This is a genomic window from Tindallia texcoconensis, from assembly GCF_055383815.1.
In genome coordinates this window covers 916,982-935,978 of sequence record NZ_AP042431.1, presented here as the reverse complement: position 1 = coordinate 935,978, position 18,997 = coordinate 916,982, and the positions used below count along the sequence as shown (strand labels likewise).

Here is an 18,997-nt window from a genome sequence, read left to right as displayed (position 1 = left end):
TCCAGTGTTTTTTCATATAATAGAAAAGCAGTGAAGAAAGAGGTGAAGTTTTTGAAATTCAGTAAACTAACGGGAATTGTGCTGGCGATTCTTTTTATAAGCATGGTGATAAATGGCATGATGTATCAGAGAATGGCACAACAAAGGTACCGTTTGGATCAAGTGCACCAAATGGCATCAGAAAGTATTGAACGAAATACCCGGCATGGCATTAGGCAGATAGATGTATTGCTAGAGACGGAATCACTAGAATCGATGGCTCGGCTTCGTTGGTCTTTGGAAGAATTGGTGTCTGTATTTCAACAATGGGTGATGCTAAGTGGTACGAAAGACCAACCCAATGAACGACTTAAAGAAGGACTTGCAGGAATGGAAGCCATGAGAAATGCCATTGTGAATCACTTGGATCGACAATACCAAAATCAGGAACAGCAATTAAACCAATATGATCGGGAAATGTTAGAAAAAATGAAGGATCAAATGGAGCGCTTTCTTTTGATTTATCACAATAGTGAAGGGCGTTTGAAAGAGTTGATTGATCCAGACAATCCAGATGGTGGTTTAGGCCATGTGGCAGAACAGATTCATGAAATAGCACTGCTCTATCGTCATAGTGCTATTCCAAACCAACACCCAGTTTATATGGAGATAGAGGAATGCCAAGAGAAGGCGTGGGAAGCCATGGCATTTTTGAATCTGGAAAAAATCCAAGCTGACCAGGAAACCGTAAGGATTCGAAATGGTGTACACACATATCCTTTTAGGCTGTATTTTGGAGAAAAACAGGAAAGTCGTGTTCAGATGGATGCGGTAAATGGACGCATCAGAGAATATCAGACACTTCAATCCAATCCAGGAGAGGTGTCCCTAACAATGGAAGAAGCATTGGATAGGGCGTTGCAGCATGTAAAAATAGAAGGCGAAATGAAAAGGGAAGTGTATTTTCAACCAGTGAATGGCACAACAGAAGAACCTTTTTTTGCTTTTCTCTTTGCGCCGATCCGTTCCAACATTGAGATTGTCAGCGATGCTTTCCAAATTCAAATTTCTGCTGTGGATGGGCGATTGCTTCAATTTCAGAATGGCTATTGCAAGACGGAAGTTCCTAATACACCCATAGTGTTATCAAGACAAGAGGTTCGACGTCGGTGGCGAGAAGAGTTGGGGATTATGACTTATAACGGGTTAAGTGTTGTAAGATCTTTTGATACACGATTCAAGCCCAAGCTGGCCCATGGCTTTCGAGTTAAGAAGGGCGGTCAGCCTACCATGGTTTATTTCGATGTGATGTCCGGGAATCTTGTTCACGAAGGATTTCATATTTACGAGCCTATACTATAGGAGAGGAGACGGTCAGAAATGCTAGGGACAGTCGTAAACAGTTTAGCCATCATTTTTGGTGGTTCCATGGGGCTTTTGCTTAAAAAAGGCATTTCAGAGCGATTTAAAACAACCGTGATGCAAGGATTAGGACTGGCTGTTTTTGTTATAGGCTTATCCGGCGCTTTAAAAACGGAAAACGTCCTGCTGATGATTTTTTCCATTGTATTGGGAGGGATTATTGGGGAAGCTATGGACATAGAAGGCAAGTTGAATTCCTTGGGCAAGTCCATTGAAGGAAAAATGGGCCAGGGTGAAGGTCTGGTGGCCAAGGGGTTTGTTACGACAAGTCTTATTTACTGTGTAGGAGCGATGGCTATTGTAGGAGCTTTGGAGAGTGGTCTTGCAGGCAATCATGAAACCCTTTATGCCAAATCTTTGTTGGATGGTGTTTCATCGGTTATTTTTGCATCTACCTTAGGGATAGGCGTATTGCTGTCTGCCTTCAGTGTATTTGTATACCAAGGGACGATTACTTTGGTTGCGGGGCATTTAGCCGTCCTATTGACAGAGGCTGTTGTGTTGGAAATATCTGCAATTGGAGGCTTGCTTATTGTTGGAATATCCTTCAATATTTTGGAGATTAAGAAGGTTCCAGTGGGGAACTTGCTTCCAGCCGTATTTATCCCCATGATGTATCCTATTGTAGAGGGATTGATTCGACAGGTGGCCATGCTTTTTTAGGATATGGACTATTTCTTTATATTTCTGAGTTTAAATAAAACCGCATGCGGTTTTATTTTTTTGTTCTGTCTAAGGAAATAGCATGCGCATTTAACTTGTGGATTATTTTGTGACTTTGACTTTGCTTTTCCTTTCCAACTAACCAACTTTCCAACTAACAAGACGCGAAGCGTCTTTTTTATCTTAGGAATCACAAGGAATCCATAGATCACGGTGCCGAAAATTCATTTTCAATGAAAAACAATGAAATCAGAAGTATATAGAAGCTTGAATGTCTTATTTTGGATAAATGGCATATAATTATATGTATTTGTCGATAAATAACCTTGCATCATGATTCGCTTTTCTATATGATAGTAGTATGTTAGCACTCAGCTAAGGTGAGTGCTAACAATAAAACGGAAATAATTTTATTAAGATAGGAAAAGGAGGAAGTGAAAGAAATGGAAATTAAACCACTAGGAGATCGAGTAGTCATTAGAAAATTAGAAGCAGAAGAAAAAACAAAGAGTGGTATTGTGTTGCCAGGAAGCGCAAAAGAGCAACCACAAATGGCTGAAGTTTTAGCCGTAGGACCAGGTGGAATGGTCGATGGAAAAGAAGTGAACATGGAGTTAACCAAAGGCGATAAAGTAATTTTTTCCAAATACTCCGGTACGGAAGTGAAGCTAGATGGAGAAGAAGTAACCATTTTGCGTCAAAGTGAAGTACTGGCTATTGTAGAATAAGAGCAACGCTGTAAAGAGAAAACAATCAACAAGGAGGGTATTTTAACATGGCAAAAGATATTAGATTCAGTGAAAATGCAAGAAAAGCCTTGGAAAGCGGTGTAAACCAACTGGCTGATACCATAAAAATTACATTAGGGCCAAAAGGTAGAAATGTAGTGATTGATAAAAAGTTCGGTTCTCCTTTGATTACCAACGATGGAGTAACCATTGCTCGTGAAATTGAACTGGAAGATCCGTTTGAAAACATGGGCGCGCAACTCGTTAAAGAAGTAGCGACTAAAACCAATGACGTAGCTGGTGATGGAACGACTACAGCAACTTTATTAGCTCAAGCAATTGTTCGAGAAGGCTTGAAAAACGTAGCGGCTGGAGCTAACCCAATGATTTTAAAGAAGGGGATCTATAAGGCTGTTGAAAAAGCAGTGGAAGAGCTTCAGAACATTGCGCTGCCAATAGAAAGCAAAGAAGCGATTGCTCAAGTTGGTTCTATTTCTGCAGCAGATGAAGAAATTGGATCTTTAATTGCCGATGCTATGGATAAAGTAGGCAAAGATGGCGTTATTACTGTAGAAGAATCTAAATCTATGGGAACGACTTTAGATATGATGGAAGGTATGCAGTTTGATCGTGGATATCTTTCTCCATATATGGTAACGGATTCAGAGAAGATGGAAGCCGTGTATAGCAACCCATATATTCTGATTACAGACAAGAAAATTTCCAATGCTCAAGAATTGCTGCCTTTGCTGGAACAAGTAGTTCAGCAAGGACGAAAATTAGTGATCATTGCAGAAGATCTTGAAGGAGAAGCCTTGGCTACTTTAGTTGTAAACAAGCTGAGAGGTACTTTCGAATGCGTAGCTGTTAAAGCACCAGGTTTTGGTGATCGAAGAAAAGCCATGTTGGAAGATATTGCAGCTTTAACTGGCGGACAAGTTATTTCAGAAGAACTAGGTTACGAGCTAAAAAATGCTGAAATCAGCATGTTAGGAACGGCTCGAACGGTTAAGGTAGATAAAGAAAACACTACAATCGTAGAAGGTGCTGGAGATCAAGAAAAAGTTCAAGAGCGCATTGCACAAATCAAAACACAAATGGAAGATACCACTTCCGATTTTGATAAAGAAAAATTACAAGAGCGATTAGCGAAATTATCTGGTGGTGTGGCTGTTATTCAAGTTGGTGCAGCAACTGAAACAGAGCTTAAAGAAAGAAAGCTTCGAATTGAGGATGCTTTAAACGCAACTCGTGCAGCTGTTGAAGAAGGCATTGTTGCAGGTGGAGGAACAGCTTTAGTGAATGTTATTCCTTCATTATCAGAAGTAGTAGATAGTCTCGAAGGCGACGAAAAAACTGGTGCAGCCATTGTGAAGCGAGCATTACAAGAGCCATTGCGACAAATTGCTGAAAATGCTGGACTAGAAGGATCTGTTATTGTTGAAAAAGTGATGAACTCCGATAAGAACTTTGGGTTTGATGCCCTGAACGAAAAATACGTTGATATGATTAAAGCTGGGATTGTAGATCCTAAAAAAGTAACTAGAAGTGCTCTTCAAAATGCAGGCTCAATTTCTGCAATGATTCTTACGACAGAAAGTGCTGTGGTAGATATCAAAGAAGATGAGTCAGCAGCTGGCGCTGGTATGGGCGGCGGCATGGGTGGCATGGGCGGCGGCATGCCCATGATGTAAGGTTTAAAAGCCTAAAGGGATCATCTTGCGATGATCCCTTTTTTAAAAAAACTTTTAAAAAAAATCAATATTAAGCTTGCAAAATATTCACACTTTTGCTATAATAACATTACAGGAAGATAGACTCCTTCCTTGAATCCTCTGACAGACGGTTAGAATATGTGGGGAATTGAGTTTAGTAGTAGCAAGTAGCAAGTAGCAAGTAGCAAGTAGCAAGTAGCAAGTAGCAAGTAGCAAGTAGCAAGTAGCAAGTAGCAAGTAGCAAGTAGCAAGTAGCAAGTAGCAAGTAGCAAGTAGCAAGTAGCAAGTAGCACCTTAAAGATAGTAGTTTAAGTAGTTTAAGTAGTTTAAGTAGTTTAAGTAGTTTAAGTAGTTTAAGTAGTTTAAGTAGTTTAAGTAGTTTAAGTAGTTTAAGTAGTTTAAGTAGTTTAAGTAGTTTAAGTAGTTTAAGTAGTTTAAGTAGTTTAAGTAGTTTAAGTAGTTTAAGTAGTTTAAGTAGTTTAAGTAGTTTAAGTAGTTTAAGTAGTTTAAGTAGTTTAAGTAGTTTAAGTAGTTTAAGTAGTTTAAGTAGTTTAAGTAGTTTAAGTAGTTTAAGTAGTTTAAGTAGTTTAAGTAGTTTAAGTAGTTTAAGTAGTTTAAGTAGTTTAAGTAGTTTAAGTAGTTTAAGTAGTTTAAGTAGTTTAAGTAGTTTAAGTAGTTTAAGTAGTTGAGTAGTTGAGTAGTTGAGTAGTTGAGTAGTTGAGTAGTTGAAGTAAAATGGTTTGTTTCTCGCATCGTAGGAACAGTTGCTGTTGACTGTACGGCAATTAGACCAACGAAAGAAGGAATGCAATGCAAGTAAGGATCGAAGGAGTGAAAGAACTGCATATTCTGTCTGAAGTAAGAGGATTCTATTTTGTTTAACCAGACCTTTCTGAACTATTATGAGAGGTCTGGTTATTATTTTGCCCTTTTGCGTTAAAATCCAAATTTATCTTGATGTAGACGTATAGAGTCAAATGCAGTATAATTGTAGTATTATAAACATGCCATAAAAATTGCAGTATGTATTTAAGTGGAGGCGATTTTTTGATCTACAGACCTTATGGAAAAACTGGAAAACATGTTTCCGTCATTGGGATGGGAGGGATGAGATTCGGTGAGGACGACGATTATGGTGCAGAGGTAGTTCGACATGCTAGTCGCAATGGAATTAACTACTTTGACACAGCTCCTTTTTATAATGAGGATCGTAGCGAAGATATTTTTGGAAAAGCCTTTAAAAAAATGCCTGCACCTTTTTACGTGTCTACCAAAAGCGGTATTAGCAGCGAAAAAACCGCATCAGAGGTAAGGAGACGAATTGAAAACTCCCTAAAAAGGATGAATTTGGAAAAAATCACCTTTTACCATATGTGGTGCATTATGGACTTGGATCAGTATCATCGAGTCATGGCTCCAGGAGGGCCTTATGAAGGAGCATTGAAAGCCAAGGAAGAAGGACTGATTGAGCATCTATGTTTTTCGACTCACTGCAAGGGAGAAGACATAGAGCACATTATTGAAGACCGTGTTTTTGAAGGCGTTTTACTGGGATATAATGTGATGAATCATCCTTTTCGTCAACAGGGAATAGAGGCAGCGAAAAAGCAACAGATCGGGGTAGTCACAATGAATCCACTGGGTGGCGGTTTGATCCCTAGGCATCAAGACTATTTTGACTTTATTCGAGAATACCAAGACGAAACCGTTTCTCAAGCGGCCCTTCGGTTTAATGCAGCCCAAGATGGTATTACAGTAGTTTTGGCAGGGATGGGCACTAAAGAAGAAGTGGATGAAAACGTAAAAATCATTCAGCGACCGGTGACCGTATCTGCAACCAAAGAAAAAGAAATAAGAGGAAAAGTTACCAGTATGATGGATCAGCTTTGCACCAATTGTCAATACTGTCGAAAATGTCCTTTGAAAATTAAAATGAATTATTACATGGAAGCCTATAACCTTTACTTGTTGATGGGTGAAAAAGAAATGTTTCAACAATTAGAGTGGTACCAGGAAAAAAACGACTTAACAGAAACAGACCTTTTGCCTAAAGAATGTACCGCTTGTGGTATTTGTGAATCTCTTTGTACGCAAAAACTCCCCATTATAGATCGGTTGAAAAAAATTCAAGGAATGATGGATTTGAGGTGACTTAGATGAATAAGGATGCAAAGCAAGTAACGGTTAGCGGCAAACAGCTGATATGCTCGGTTTGCGGGGAAGATCAATTTTGGGAGAGGGAAACCTTAATGAATACCGCAGGGGCAAGTTTTTTTGGGTTTGATTGGGCCAATCAAGCAGCTCAGAATTACATATGTGAACATTGCGGATATGTGTACTGGTTTTTGAAAAAATAGCATTACAAACCTAACCCCAAATTCAGATGTCGTACTTCCGTAGGGAACTGCCCATGGAGTGATTTCGACTCCTGAAGTTGGGGCTTTGTCATTATTTTAAAGGAGGAATGAATAGAGAATGAAAAAAATTGTAAAAGAAGGCTTAACCTTTGATGACGTATTGCTAATCCCAGGCAAATCAGAAGTGTTACCTGGGCAAGTTTCATTGAAAACTCGACTAACTCCCTCGATTGAGTTAAACATCCCCTTGCTTAGTGCGGGAATGGATACAGTGACAGAAGGGAAAATGGCTATTTCCATGGCTAGAGAAGGTGGGATTGGAATTATTCACAAGAATATGACCATTGAAGAACAAGCCTTGGAAGTAGATAAAGTAAAAAGAAGTGAACATGGAGTTATTGTAGACCCATTTTTTCTATCGCCAGACCATATTGTTTCAGATGCACTGGAGTTGATGGAACGATATCACATCTCTGGTGTGCCTATTACGGTAAAAGGAAAGTTGGCGGGCATTATTACCAATCGGGATATTCGCTTTGTTCAAGATTATAGCTTATCCATCTCCCAGGTGATGACTTCAGAAAATCTTATTACGGCACAAGAAGGCGTGACCATGGAAGAAGCAAAAAATATCCTAATGGTACATAAAATTGAAAAATTACCAATTGTGGATAGAGAGAATAACTTAAAAGGCCTTATAACCATTAAAGATATTGAAAAATCCATTAAATATCCGAATTCTGCAAAAGATAAAGGTGGTCGATTGCTAGCCGGCGCAGCCGTTGGGATTACGGAAGATATGATGGAACGGGTGAATGCTTTAATGAGCTCCAAAGTGGATGTGATTGTAATTGATACAGCTCATGGCCACTCTAAGGGTGTTTTAGAGGCTGTAAAAAAAGTTCGAAGTGTCTACCCGAACTTACAAATAGTAGCAGGGAACGTAGCGACGGCGGAAGCTACCAGAGACTTGATTGAAGCGGGTGCCAGTGCTGTAAAAGTAGGCATAGGTCCAGGTTCCATTTGTACCACTAGGGTTGTGACAGGCGTAGGCGTTCCGCAAATATCTGCAATTGCTGATTGTGCAGAGGCAGCAGACGCTTATGGGATTCCAGTGATAGCGGATGGAGGCGTTAAATACTCTGGTGATATTGTAAAAGCATTGGCGGCAGGGGCTAGTACGGTGATGATTGGTTCGTTGTTTGCAGGAACAGAGGAAAGTCCTGGAGAAGCCGTTATTTACAAAGGGAGAAATTTCAAAACCTATCGCGGCATGGGCTCTGTAGGGGCTATGAAACAAGGCAGCAAGGATCGGTACTTCCAAGAAGATGATCGAAAACTAGTGCCGGAAGGGGTAGAAGGGATGGTTCCTTATAGGGGTCACTTAAAGGACACTATTTACCAGATGATGGGTGGACTTCGATCAGGTATGGGCTATTGCGGTACACCGGGAATTGAATCCTTGCGTAAAGATGCAATGTTTACTAAAATAACTGGTGCTTCTTTGGTAGAAGGACATCCGCATGACATTTTTATCACCCAAGAAGCACCAAATTACAGTGTGAAAGAAACGAATTAATGAAAAGAGAAAGGATGGCGTCAATGGAGTTAGCAAAAGAAAACATTTTAATTCTGGATTTTGGTGGGCAGTACAATCAATTAATTGCCCGAAGAGTTCGAGAGTGTCAGGTTTATTGTGAAGTGGTACCCTACCATATTAGCCTTGAAGAAGTGAGGAAAAAGAATCCGACTGGCATCATCCTTACAGGTGGGCCAGCCAGTGTATACCAAGACAATGCACCGAAATGCGATCCGGGAATTTTTAGCTTGGACATTCCAGTATTGGGTATTTGCTATGGGGGCCAATTGATGGCGCTACATTTTGATGGAACCGTAGCCAGAGCCCATAAGCGAGAATATGGAAAAACTAAGTTATCTTTAGAAAGTCAGTCCATGCTTTTTGATACCATCGGAACAGAACTAGTATGCTGGATGAGCCATACAGATTCGATTCAGCAAGCACCAGAAGGGTTTCTTGTAACGGCCTCTACCAAAGATTGTCCAGTAGCGGCTATGGAGAGCGTCGAAAAGAAATGCTATGCCCTTCAATTTCATCCAGAAGTTGAACATACAGAATATGGAACAGATATTCTTCGGAATTTCTTATACAAGGCATGTGGCTGTCAAGGAGAGTGGACCACTGGTAACTTTATTGAAGAAACCATTGAAGAAATTAGGCAGCAGGTAGGTCATCGAAAAGTCCTTTGTGCACTTTCTGGAGGGGTAGATTCTTCGGTTGCAGCGGTTTTGGTCCATCGAGCTATTGGAGACCAGCTAACATGTGTCTTTGTAGATCATGGTTTGCTTCGGAAAGATGAGTCAAAACAGGTGGAAGCCATTTTTGAAAAACAGTTTAAAATGAATTTTATCCGTGTAGACGGCAAAGACCGCTTTCTTAAAGGCTTGAAAGGCGTTACAGATCCGGAAATGAAACGCAAGTTTATTGGAGAATCTTTCATACGTTTGTTTGAAGAGGAAGCAGAAAAATTAGGGCAGATGGAATTTTTGGTACAAGGAACTCTCTACCCAGATATCATAGAAAGTGGAACGGACACCGCTTCGGTAATTAAAAGCCATCATAACGTTGGCGGGCTTCCGGAGGACATGACCTTTCAATTGATCGAACCCTTTAAGTATCTATTTAAAGATGAAGTAAGAGCCGTGGGAACAGCTCTGGGTTTACCAGATGAAGTGGTATGGAGACAACCTTTTCCTGGACCAGGATTAGCGGTACGGGTTCTTGGCGAAATAACAGAAGAAAAACTGGAAATTGTTCGAGGAGCAGATGCCATTGTACGAGAAGAAATAAAAAATGCAGGAATGGATCGAAGTATCTGGCAATATTTTGCTGTATTGCCCAATGTTCAAACCGTTGGAGTTATGGGAGATGAGCGAACCTATGCCCACACCGTAGCCATACGTGCCATCACTAGTTCGGATGCCATGACAGCAGATTGGGCTAGAATTCCTCATGAAGTTTTGGAAATCATCTCTAATCGAATTGTGAATGAAGTGGATCATGTAAATCGTATCGTTTATGATATTACATCGAAACCCCCAGCCACTGTGGAGTGGGAATAAAATGATATTAGTTTTTATCAATTTGAAAGAAAATTACTTGATTTCTTGCAAATTTAGAGGTACAATAAGGAACAACTAACGATAGGTAGAAAGAGGTGTAAACGGTGAGAGCACATGAATCAGCAGAGCGGATCAAAAGAATTTCGATGAGACTCTTTAACGAAAAAGGATATGAAGCAACGACTATCCGAGATATTTGCAATGAAATAGGTATTACAGCACCGTCCTTTTATTACTATTTTGATTCAAAAGAGCTTTTGTATATGCAGATGATCAAAGAAGCAGAAGCCTTACATCAGAAAGTCATTGATGAAGCCATCGAGAGTTGTCCTAGTTTAATGGCAGAAGAACGTCTACAGTATATCTTTAAAGCCTTGCTGGACTTTTATCGTCAGCAAAAAGAAGAGCATACCTTCTTGTTAAGAAATGTCCTTTTTCCAGTGGCTACCATGAAAGAAAGAATTTGGGAAATGCATCTGACATGGAGAAAGCAATATGCAGAGAAAGTCAGTGAATTTATTGCTACTAGTCAAAAAAGAAAGATGCCTCAAACAGATATTAGAGAAATACTGGATGCCTTTCACCGATTCATCACGGGTTATTTCCTTCAGTTGATAAGTAGGCAAATTGAATTTTCCGAAGAACATGCAGAAACTGCTTGGGAACTATTTTGGAAGGGAATCAAGTAAACGAAAAAAAGTGAGTCTTTTCATAGACTCACTTTTTTTATGTCATTTTTTAGAAAAAAGAGGAAATTAGCCTCTGTTTGTCGTATACTTAAAAAAAGACATAAAAGATAAGGAGAAAGAAGATGCAATTATCTCCGAAATTGAAGGATAAAATTTCACAACTCTTTCGTGGGTTTTCAAATATGACGGGGATGACAGCCACATTGACAGACATTCAGGGAGTGGTCTTGGCGTCATCGGAAGCAAAACCTGCCTGCGAAGATTTTTCTCATGAAAATTCCAAGATCCAATGTGTATGTGAAAAAAGCAAAATGCCTGGTTATCGTCGGCAGTATGAAGGGGAAGAAGCCTATGGTATCTATGTTTGTTCTTTAGGAAGTCTTCATGGGGCAATGGATGTCTGTATAAAGGGTGAAAAAATAGGATGTGTTTTTGTTGGGCCGCTTCTTCTGGAAAAGTCTGACTTGGATGCTTTAAGGAAACAGGCCTTTGCATATGGTTATTCGGAGAAAGCATATACTCAAATGGCCCATCTCCGGATGGTACACCGTCTGGTGGTGTTTGCTATTTCCATAGAAGAGACTAAATACAATCAGGAACAGGAAGAAAAACAGTTGATGCAGTCCAATGCAGAACTGGAAAAAGCCTTTGAACAGCTTCAACAAACAGAAGAAGAACTTCGTTGTCAATATGATGAGCTTCTGAAAAAAGAAGAAATGGTTCGAGAAACAGAAGAACGATATCTCTATGCTGTTGAAGGAAGCCGAGATGGGGTATGGGACTGGCATGTTCCATCGGGAAAAAATTTTATTTCACATCGATGGGGAGAAATGCTGGGCTATGAGCCAAGTGAGGTAGAAGGGAATGTTGATTTTTTTAGATCTCTGGTGCATCCAGAGGATAAAACCTATGTGGAATCTGTCTTAGATCGTTTTTTTAACGGATCTTGCCTGCAACAGGACTATGAATTTCGCATGAGAGGGAAAGATGGATCCTATCGTTGGATTAAGACCAGAGGAAAAGTTTTTGAGTGGGATGAAAAGGGGGTTCCAAGGAGAATTGTCGGGACTCAGAGGGATGTGACTGAGAATCGAATGTTGGAACAAAAGCTTAAAGAGAGTCAACGGCGAATAACCTTGGCACTGGAAGCCAGTGAAGATGGATGGTGGGATACCAATTACGTGACAGGGGAAGGCGTTATTTCAGATAAAACCAAGGAAATATGGGGAATAGATTCCAACGTTGTATCTGCAGATACATGGAAACAAATGATACATCCAGAAGACCGAAATCGAATTCTTCAAGCAGAAAAAAAGAAAATGCAGCAGAAAAAAGGTTTTTCTCATTATTATCGGATTTTGCGACCAGATGGGGAAATTCGATGGGTGTTAGATCGAGGAAGAGCCGTGGAGGTTGACGAAGATGGAAATATTCAGCGGGTCAGTGGAATGATAACCGATCGAAGCCAAGAAGTGGAAGAAGAAAGAGACTATGAGCGGCGGAAAAAAGTGCTAGAGGCGCTTTTTAATCATTCTCCGGATGCGTTGGTCTATACGGAGTTAAGAGGAAAAGAAAATATAATACGGATGACAAATCGTCGTTTTGAAGAAATGTTCGAGTATTCAGTAGAGGAAGCCAGTGGTGCTGACTTGGACAAATTGATTTTACCAGCAGATAAAACGAATTTGGGTAGAAACATCACACAAACAGCCTACAAGATTCATTACTATGAAGGACGTGGCATTCGGTACAAGAAAAGTGGTGCAGCGATTCCGGTGATTCTTCGGTTAGGGCCAGCGGTGCTGAATGGAAAAGTCTTTGGGGTTCAGGGAAGTTACACGGACATAAGCAAACTAGTCTTAACAGAAAACAAATTACGAAAAACTTTGCAGGATGCCGTTGTTAGTCTATCTCGCATATCTGAAAAAAGAGATCTTTATACGTCGGACCATCAAAAAAGAGTGGCGTCATTGGCTGTAGCGATTGCAAAAGAAATGGAATGGCATGAGAATAAGATACAAGGTCTACGGACGGCAGCTTTATTGCATGACATTGGTAAAATAATGATTCCTTCGGAGATTCTTAGTAAGCCTTCTCGCTTGTCACAACTAGAGTTTGAATATATTAAAACCCATTCTCAGAATGCCTATGATATTCTTAAAAACATTGAGTTTGAATGGCCGGTGGCAGACATGGTGCTTCAACATCATGAACGCTGTGATGGGAGTGGTTATCCAGGTGGATTGACAAAACAAGCCATTCTTCCAGAAGCTAGAATTCTAATCGTAGCGGATGTGGTGGAGGCTATTTCATCTCATCGTCCTTATAGGCCAGCTCTGGGAATAGAGGTAGCCCTGGATGAAATTAACAATCGTCGTGGAAGTTGGTATGATCATGAAGTCGTGGATATTTGCTTGAAATTATTCCAATCTGGATCTTTTAGCTTTGGATAGCGCACAAGGGTTTACAAAGGAGGTGAGGGAGATGAGAGTTGAAACATCCCTAAAAATATCTGATCATTTAGAATTTGGATTCGTTGAAGAAATAATGATTCACTTTCAGGTATCAACAGGTCTGACGGTTTTGATGATAGATCCCAAAGGAGAGGTCATTACAGAAAGAGTACATCAACCCATATGTGCTGAATTTCATCCGATGCATGGAGAGTTCCAAAGGAATTGTCATGTTAGCAAGGAATCCATCTCCCACTTAGCTAGGGGAAAAAGTGATGAGACAGTCTATCGTCAGGTTTGTGCCAATGGTTTGGTGAATGTAGCTGTTCCAGTAATGGTAGCCAACGAAAAAGTTGCGACGCTTGTCTTGGGAGAGTTTTTCTTGGTAAAACCAACAGAAGAAGTGTTTCGTCGCCAAGCCCATGAATATGGCTATGATGAAGAAGTGTATCTCGCATCCTTGAAGAAAGTCCCTGTGATGACGGAAGAAGAGTTGAGTTGCCATATATCATTCCTGCAAATGTTAACAGAATATTTTGCGGAAATGTTTCAAGGAATTTATGGTCGACAGTCTATTGGTACAGAACTTTCGGCGGTAAACCAGCAAATGCAGAGTTCGTTGCAACAGTTAAAAGCCACGGAGGAAGAGTTGCGGCATCATTATGATTTGTTAAAGGAAAAGGAGAGGCTTTTAAAGGAAAATGAGGAACGGTGGCGTTTTGCTATTGAGGGGAGTCAAGACGGGGTATGGGACTGGGATTTACTCAAGGATAAAAACACGATAACGGAACAGTGGGCATCTATGTTGGGGTACACCAAAGAAGAAGTCATGGATCAGGTGCATTTTTTTTTATCTCATCTTCATCCAGAGGATAGGCAGAGGATCCGTAAAATATTAAAGCAATTTCGCGAGGGGGAGCATCTGTTTCGCCGTTATGAATTTCGAATGCGTTGTAAAGATGGGACTTATAAATGGATTCTTTCCCAAGCCAAAGTAGTTGCCTGGGATGAACAAGGGAAACCATCTCGTATTACTGGGACTCATACGGACTATACGGAATGGAAAGAAAAAATTAACCGTTTAATGGCTAATCGTCAACAGCTTAAGTTTGTGTTGCAGGGAAGTGGTTCTGGCATATGGGAATGGGATGTTCAAGAAAAGAAGATTTTTCTGGATCCAGGAAGTAGAAGGATATTAGGTGTTTCCAAATCGATTATCTCAACGGAGGAGTGGAACGAAAGGATCGATCCATCTCTTCGAGAAGAGGTGTTGAAAGACGATGAAAAGATTGTCAGAGGGGAACAGGAGTATGAAAAAGAGATTTTAATGCGTACCATAGATGGAGATCCATTCTGGATAAAAGTTAGTGGGAAGCCAGTGGCCTGGGATGAACATGAGAAATTAAAGACGTTTAGTGGCATTATAATGGATATTACAGAGGATAAAAAACGACAAAAATCAAGGAAGGATCAAAAGCTTATTTTAGAATCTTTTTTTCAACAATCCCCGGATGCTATTGTTCATATGACAGATGAACTAGTTATAAAAGAGGTGAATCAAACTTTTTTAAACATTTTTGAATATACCGCAGAAGAGTGTATTGGTAAAAATATTAATGATTTGATTGTAGCCTCTCATCAAGCTCAAGAAGCAAAAAGGATAGATCGCTTAGCCAAAGAACTTTCAATAATGGAGATGGAAACCCTTCGTTATACAAAGAAAGGTAAGGAAATACCAGTGGTAATCCGTGGAGGAACTATTCGGATAGAGGATGAAATAGTTGGCTATCAAGGGATCTATACAGATGTTTCGAATCAGAAAAAAACCGAAAGACAATTGAAACGAGCATTAACAGAAACCGTCAATAGCTTTGCGAAATTATCTGAAAAACGAGATTTATATATTTTTGGTCATCAACAACGGGTAGCAGGCTTGGCAAAAGCCATCGGAAAGAAAATGAATGTAGGAGAAACAAGATTAGAAGGTCTCTGGATTGCGGCTTCTTTGCATGATATCGGGAAAATTATCATTCCATCAGAGATTCTTAGTAAACCAGCAGCCTTGACGGATCTGGAATTTGAATTTATAAAAACCCATCCAAAGAATGCCTACGATGTATTAATCGATATTGATTTTGATTGGCCAATTGCGGAGATCATTCTTCAACATCATGAAAAAATAGATGGATCAGGTTATCCAAATGGGTTATCCGGTGGAGAGATTATTATGGAGGCAAAAATTTTGATGGTTGCCGATGTGGTGGAAGCTATTTCTTCCCATCGCCCCCAACGCCCAGCTTTAGGGGTCGAATATGCCTTGAAAGAAATCCAAGCATACCGAGGGATCTGGTACGATGGAGACATAGTGGATGCGTGTATTCGTTTATTTAGAGAAGATGGGTATTCCTTAGAGGAAAGCATAAAAACGAACGATTAAAAATTTTAAACCATAAACGTTCCATATTTGAATGGTTTTTCTTCCTGATTAGCATAAAAAAATTCGAAAAACCCTTGCTTTTTCTTTGTTTTTTGCTATGATAAAGAAAAGAACTCAATCCTATAATGCTGATAATATGGTTCGGCAGTTTCTACAGAGTCACCGTAAATGGCTCTACTACGAGCGAGGCCTATGCTGCCATGCAGCATATTGATGCTTCGAGCTGGATTCATTTAATGGAATCAGCAGCGAGGCATTTGTTTTTGGGGCTGGATTCACACTAATCTAAGGAGGCATTCATTGATGGACAATTATTTTAAACTAACAGAACGAGGCACAAATGTGAAGACGGAAATTTTAGCAGGGGTTACCACTTTTATTACCATGGCGTACATACTTTTTGTTAATCCAGACATTCTATCGGCGGCAGGAATGGATTTTAATGCGGTTTTTCTGGCCACCTGTCTTTCGGCGGCTATTGGTACGTTTATTATGGGGTTTTATGCTAATCTGCCTTTTGCTCAGGCTCCGGGCATGGGACTGAATGCATTTTTTGCTTTTAGCGTTGTTCTGGGGATGGACTACACGTGGGAACAGGCCTTGGCTGCTGTATTTATTTCTGGACTTGTCTTTATGGTATTAACTGCAACAGGAACAAGAGAAGCCATTGTCAACGCCATTCCAAATGCGTTAAAACATGCCATTGGAGGTGGTATTGGTCTTTTTATTGCATTGATAGGTTTGAAAAATGGAGGCATCGTTATTCCTTATGAAGCCACCTTAGTCGATTTTGGAAATTTTACAGATCCGAAGGTGATTTTGTCTGTGCTAGGCCTAGTGATTACGGGTGTTTTAATGGCCAAGGGCTTGAAAGGAGCCATCTTGATTGGGATTCTCCTGACTACAGCCATTGGGATCCCCTTAGGAGTTACCAGCACAGAAATTGCTCATTTTGCCAGACCAGATCTTTCGCCAACTTTTATGAAAATGGATATGAGTGGCCTTTTGGCCATTGGGGAAGCTGGTATTGCAGGGGCCTTTACCAGTGTCCTCTTTGTAGTCGTTTCTTTTAGTTTGGTAGATATGTTTGATACCATTGGTACCTTAATTGGAACGGCCAATAAAGCAGGTATGTTGGATAAAGATGGGAAGTTGCCTAATATGAAACAGGCTCTGTGGTCAGATGCTATTGCCACCTCGGCTGGAGCGGTATTAGGAACTTCTACGGTGACTACTTATGTTGAATCAGCCGCTGGCGTAGCTGAAGGCGGAAAAACTGGCTTAACTGCCGTAACAACTGGTGTTTTATTTTTGTGTTCCATAGCCTTGGCGCCTTTGGCCTTGGTGGTTCCACCTCAGGCTACAGCACCTGCGTTGATTATCGTAGGCGTTTTGATGATGGGGACCATCAAAAACATCGATTTCGATAATTTTACAGAGGCTATGCCAGCGTTCTTAACCATTGCCATAATGCCTTTCACCTTTAGTATTGCTAATGGCATTGCTGCTGGGCTGATTTTTTACCCTATCACCAAGCTGGCCGTAGGAGAAGGGAAAGAAGTTCATCCGTCAATTTATATTTTGGCTGCTTTGTTTATTCTTAGATTTACTATTTTGCCACATTAATCAAAGAAAAAGAGAGAAAAGGATGCTCCTGCTGGTAACAGCCAGAGGATCCTTTGATCTCATTTGAATGAAACAAAAAAGGAGGGAATGAACGTGAAGCGCTATGACATTGGAGTCGTTGGCGGAGGACAATTGGGAAAAATGTTGTTGATGGAAGGGCACCAAAGGGGGTTAACTTTTGCTGTTTTAGATCCTTCTGAAAGGTGTCCAGCAGGGGTAATGGCTCATGAATTGATTCATGGCCGTTTTTTTGATGAAAAGAGTATTCGGTTGCTGGCAGAGAAAAGTCAAAGGATCACCTATGAATTTGAACATATCCATGCTGAATCTTTAATGAAGCTAGAAAAAGAAGGGATTTCTGTGATGCCATCAGCAGAAACGCTTTACATGATTCAAGATAAATACAGACAGAATCAGGCCTTGGAAGACAAAGGATTGCCAGTGCCTGCTTATAGAAAAATCCATGGGGTGGAGGACTTGAAAAAGGCAGCGGAAACCTTTGGATTCCCATTTCTTTTGAAACGTTGCCGAGGCGGGTATGATGGAAAAGGGAATATAGTGATTCGCCGTGAAGAGGAATTGGAAGCAGCTTTTCATGGGTTAGAAGGTTTGGAGCACCCTTTGATGGGGGAAGTATTTGTGGATTTTTTGATGGAAATATCCGTGATTGTTGCTCGAGACCAGCAAGGAGAAACAGAAACCTTTCCTGTGGGACAAAATATCCACCGAGATAGCATTTTGGATAGGTGTATTGTGCCAGCGCCACTGCCAGAATCGGTGTTACAAAAGGCGGCATCCCTAGCAGCCGAAACTATGAAACAGTTGAAGGGAACCGGGATCTTCTGTATTGAGATGTTTGTGGGTCGAGGATATGAATTATGGATTAATGAAATTGCACCTAGAACCCACAACTCAGGCCACTATACCATAGAAGCCTGCACTATTTCTCAGTTTGGGCAGCAGATCCGCGGGTTGATGGGATGGCCGCTGGAGAAGCCAAAGCTACGAAAACCTGCGGTTATGCTTAATCTCTTGGGAGATCCAGATAAAAGTGGACCGCCTAGGTTGGAAGGCATGGAAGAAGCTATGAAGTTGACGGAAGTATACCCTCATTTTTATGGAAAAACGGAAAGTAAGCCTGGGAGAAAAATGGGTCATGTGACGGTTTTAGGGGACACTAGGGAAGAAGCCATGGAAAAAGCGGAAAAAATTCGGAGTATGCTTAAAGTCAAAGCTGGAGAATAAGGAGAAGAGGTGGATGTTGATGAAAGAACCAGAGGTTGGGATTATTATGGGAAGCGATTCAGATTTACCAGTAATGAAAGAGGCAACTCAGGCATTGTCAGATTTAGGAATTTCATCGGAAATGACGATTGTTTCGGCACATCGTACACCGGAGCGTATGACAGCTTACGCACAACAGGCTAAGGAGCGAGGCATTAAAGTGATTATTGCAGGTGCTGGTGGTGCAGCTCATTTACCGGGAATGGTGGCTTCCATGACAACACTTCCTGTTATTGGAGTGCCAGTTAAGAGTAAAGCTCTAAATGGTTGGGACTCTTTGCTATCCATTGTACAAATGCCAGCAGGGATTCCTGTGGCAACCGTAGCTATTAATGGTGCTGGAAACGCTGGATTACTGGCAGCTCAGATGTTGGCAATAACCAATGTTGAAATTGACAAAAAGCTGGAAATCTTTCGAGAGCGTCAAAAGGATCAGGTTATTAAAAAAGCAGAAGCTTTGGAAAAAATGGGGATAGATGCTTTTCTGGAAGGGAGATAGTAGA

At 40.6% G+C, this 18,997-nt stretch carries 14 protein-coding genes and 1 riboswitch; all 14 genes read left to right on the top strand.

The genetic code is table 11. The features are described from left to right. Positions 1-51: 51 nt before the first annotated feature. The 14 genes from ACZ47N_RS04400 (at position 52) to purE (ending at position 18,993) form a co-directional block, all read left to right on the top strand. On the top strand, positions 52-1,341 hold the full coding sequence (locus tag ACZ47N_RS04400) for a hypothetical protein (RefSeq protein ID WP_464887921.1): 1,290 nt from the start codon (positions 52-54) through the stop codon (positions 1,339-1,341). 18 nt (positions 1,342-1,359) lie between these two features. Continuing rightward, positions 1,360-2,064 (top strand): DUF554 domain-containing protein, encoded by a 705-nt coding sequence (locus ACZ47N_RS04395; RefSeq protein WP_464887920.1) that lies wholly within the window; start codon positions 1,360-1,362, stop codon positions 2,062-2,064. A 443-nt stretch (positions 2,065-2,507) separates the two neighbouring features. Then, on the top strand, positions 2,508-2,792 hold the full coding sequence (locus ACZ47N_RS04390; RefSeq protein WP_464887919.1) for a co-chaperone GroES: 285 nt from the start codon (positions 2,508-2,510) through the stop codon (positions 2,790-2,792). A gap of 47 nt (positions 2,793-2,839) precedes the next feature. Continuing rightward, positions 2,840-4,486, top strand: a complete 1,647-nt coding sequence (gene groL, locus ACZ47N_RS04385; RefSeq protein WP_464887918.1) for a chaperonin GroEL — start codon at positions 2,840-2,842, stop codon at positions 4,484-4,486. Between the two features lie 1,068 nt (positions 4,487-5,554). Continuing rightward, positions 5,555-6,658: an aldo/keto reductase gene (locus tag ACZ47N_RS04380; protein ID WP_464887917.1), complete on the top strand. Its 1,104-nt coding sequence runs from the start codon at positions 5,555-5,557 to the stop codon at positions 6,656-6,658. Positions 6,659-6,663: 5 nt separating this feature from the next. Then, positions 6,664-6,864 (top strand): hypothetical protein, encoded by a 201-nt coding sequence (locus tag ACZ47N_RS04375; protein WP_464887916.1) that lies wholly within the window; start codon positions 6,664-6,666, stop codon positions 6,862-6,864. Between the two features lie 118 nt (positions 6,865-6,982). After that, positions 6,983-8,443, top strand: a complete 1,461-nt coding sequence (gene guaB, locus ACZ47N_RS04370) for an IMP dehydrogenase (protein WP_464887915.1) — start codon at positions 6,983-6,985, stop codon at positions 8,441-8,443. Between the two features lie 23 nt (positions 8,444-8,466). Continuing rightward, positions 8,467-10,005 carry a glutamine-hydrolyzing GMP synthase gene (gene guaA / locus ACZ47N_RS04365; protein WP_464887914.1) on the top strand — a complete coding sequence of 513 codons (1,539 nt, stop codon included), beginning with the start codon at positions 8,467-8,469 and terminating at the stop codon, positions 10,003-10,005. Between the two features lie 104 nt (positions 10,006-10,109). Beyond that, positions 10,110-10,694: a TetR/AcrR family transcriptional regulator gene (locus tag ACZ47N_RS04360; protein ID WP_464887913.1), complete on the top strand. Its 585-nt coding sequence runs from the start codon at positions 10,110-10,112 to the stop codon at positions 10,692-10,694. 122 nt (positions 10,695-10,816) lie between these two features. After that, positions 10,817-13,147 (top strand): PAS domain-containing protein, encoded by a 2,331-nt coding sequence (locus ACZ47N_RS04355; RefSeq protein ID WP_464887912.1) that lies wholly within the window; start codon positions 10,817-10,819, stop codon positions 13,145-13,147. 31 nt (positions 13,148-13,178) lie between these two features. After that, positions 13,179-15,584 (top strand): PAS domain S-box protein, encoded by a 2,406-nt coding sequence (locus tag ACZ47N_RS04350; RefSeq protein ID WP_464887911.1) that lies wholly within the window; start codon positions 13,179-13,181, stop codon positions 15,582-15,584. Between the two features lie 98 nt (positions 15,585-15,682). Continuing rightward, positions 15,683-15,784: riboswitch (purine riboswitch) on the top strand. A 103-nt stretch (positions 15,785-15,887) separates the two neighbouring features. Further along, entirely contained in the window at positions 15,888-17,210 is a 1,323-nt protein-coding gene (locus ACZ47N_RS04345; RefSeq protein ID WP_464887910.1) for an NCS2 family permease, read from the top strand. Between the two features lie 93 nt (positions 17,211-17,303). Further along, on the top strand, positions 17,304-18,455 hold the full coding sequence (locus ACZ47N_RS04340; RefSeq protein WP_464887909.1) for a 5-(carboxyamino)imidazole ribonucleotide synthase: 1,152 nt from the start codon (positions 17,304-17,306) through the stop codon (positions 18,453-18,455). 19 nt (positions 18,456-18,474) lie between these two features. Further along, a complete protein-coding gene (gene purE, locus ACZ47N_RS04335; protein ID WP_464887908.1) occupies positions 18,475-18,993 on the top strand; it encodes a 5-(carboxyamino)imidazole ribonucleotide mutase in 519 nt (172 codons plus the stop codon). Positions 18,994-18,997: the final 4 nt, after the last annotated feature.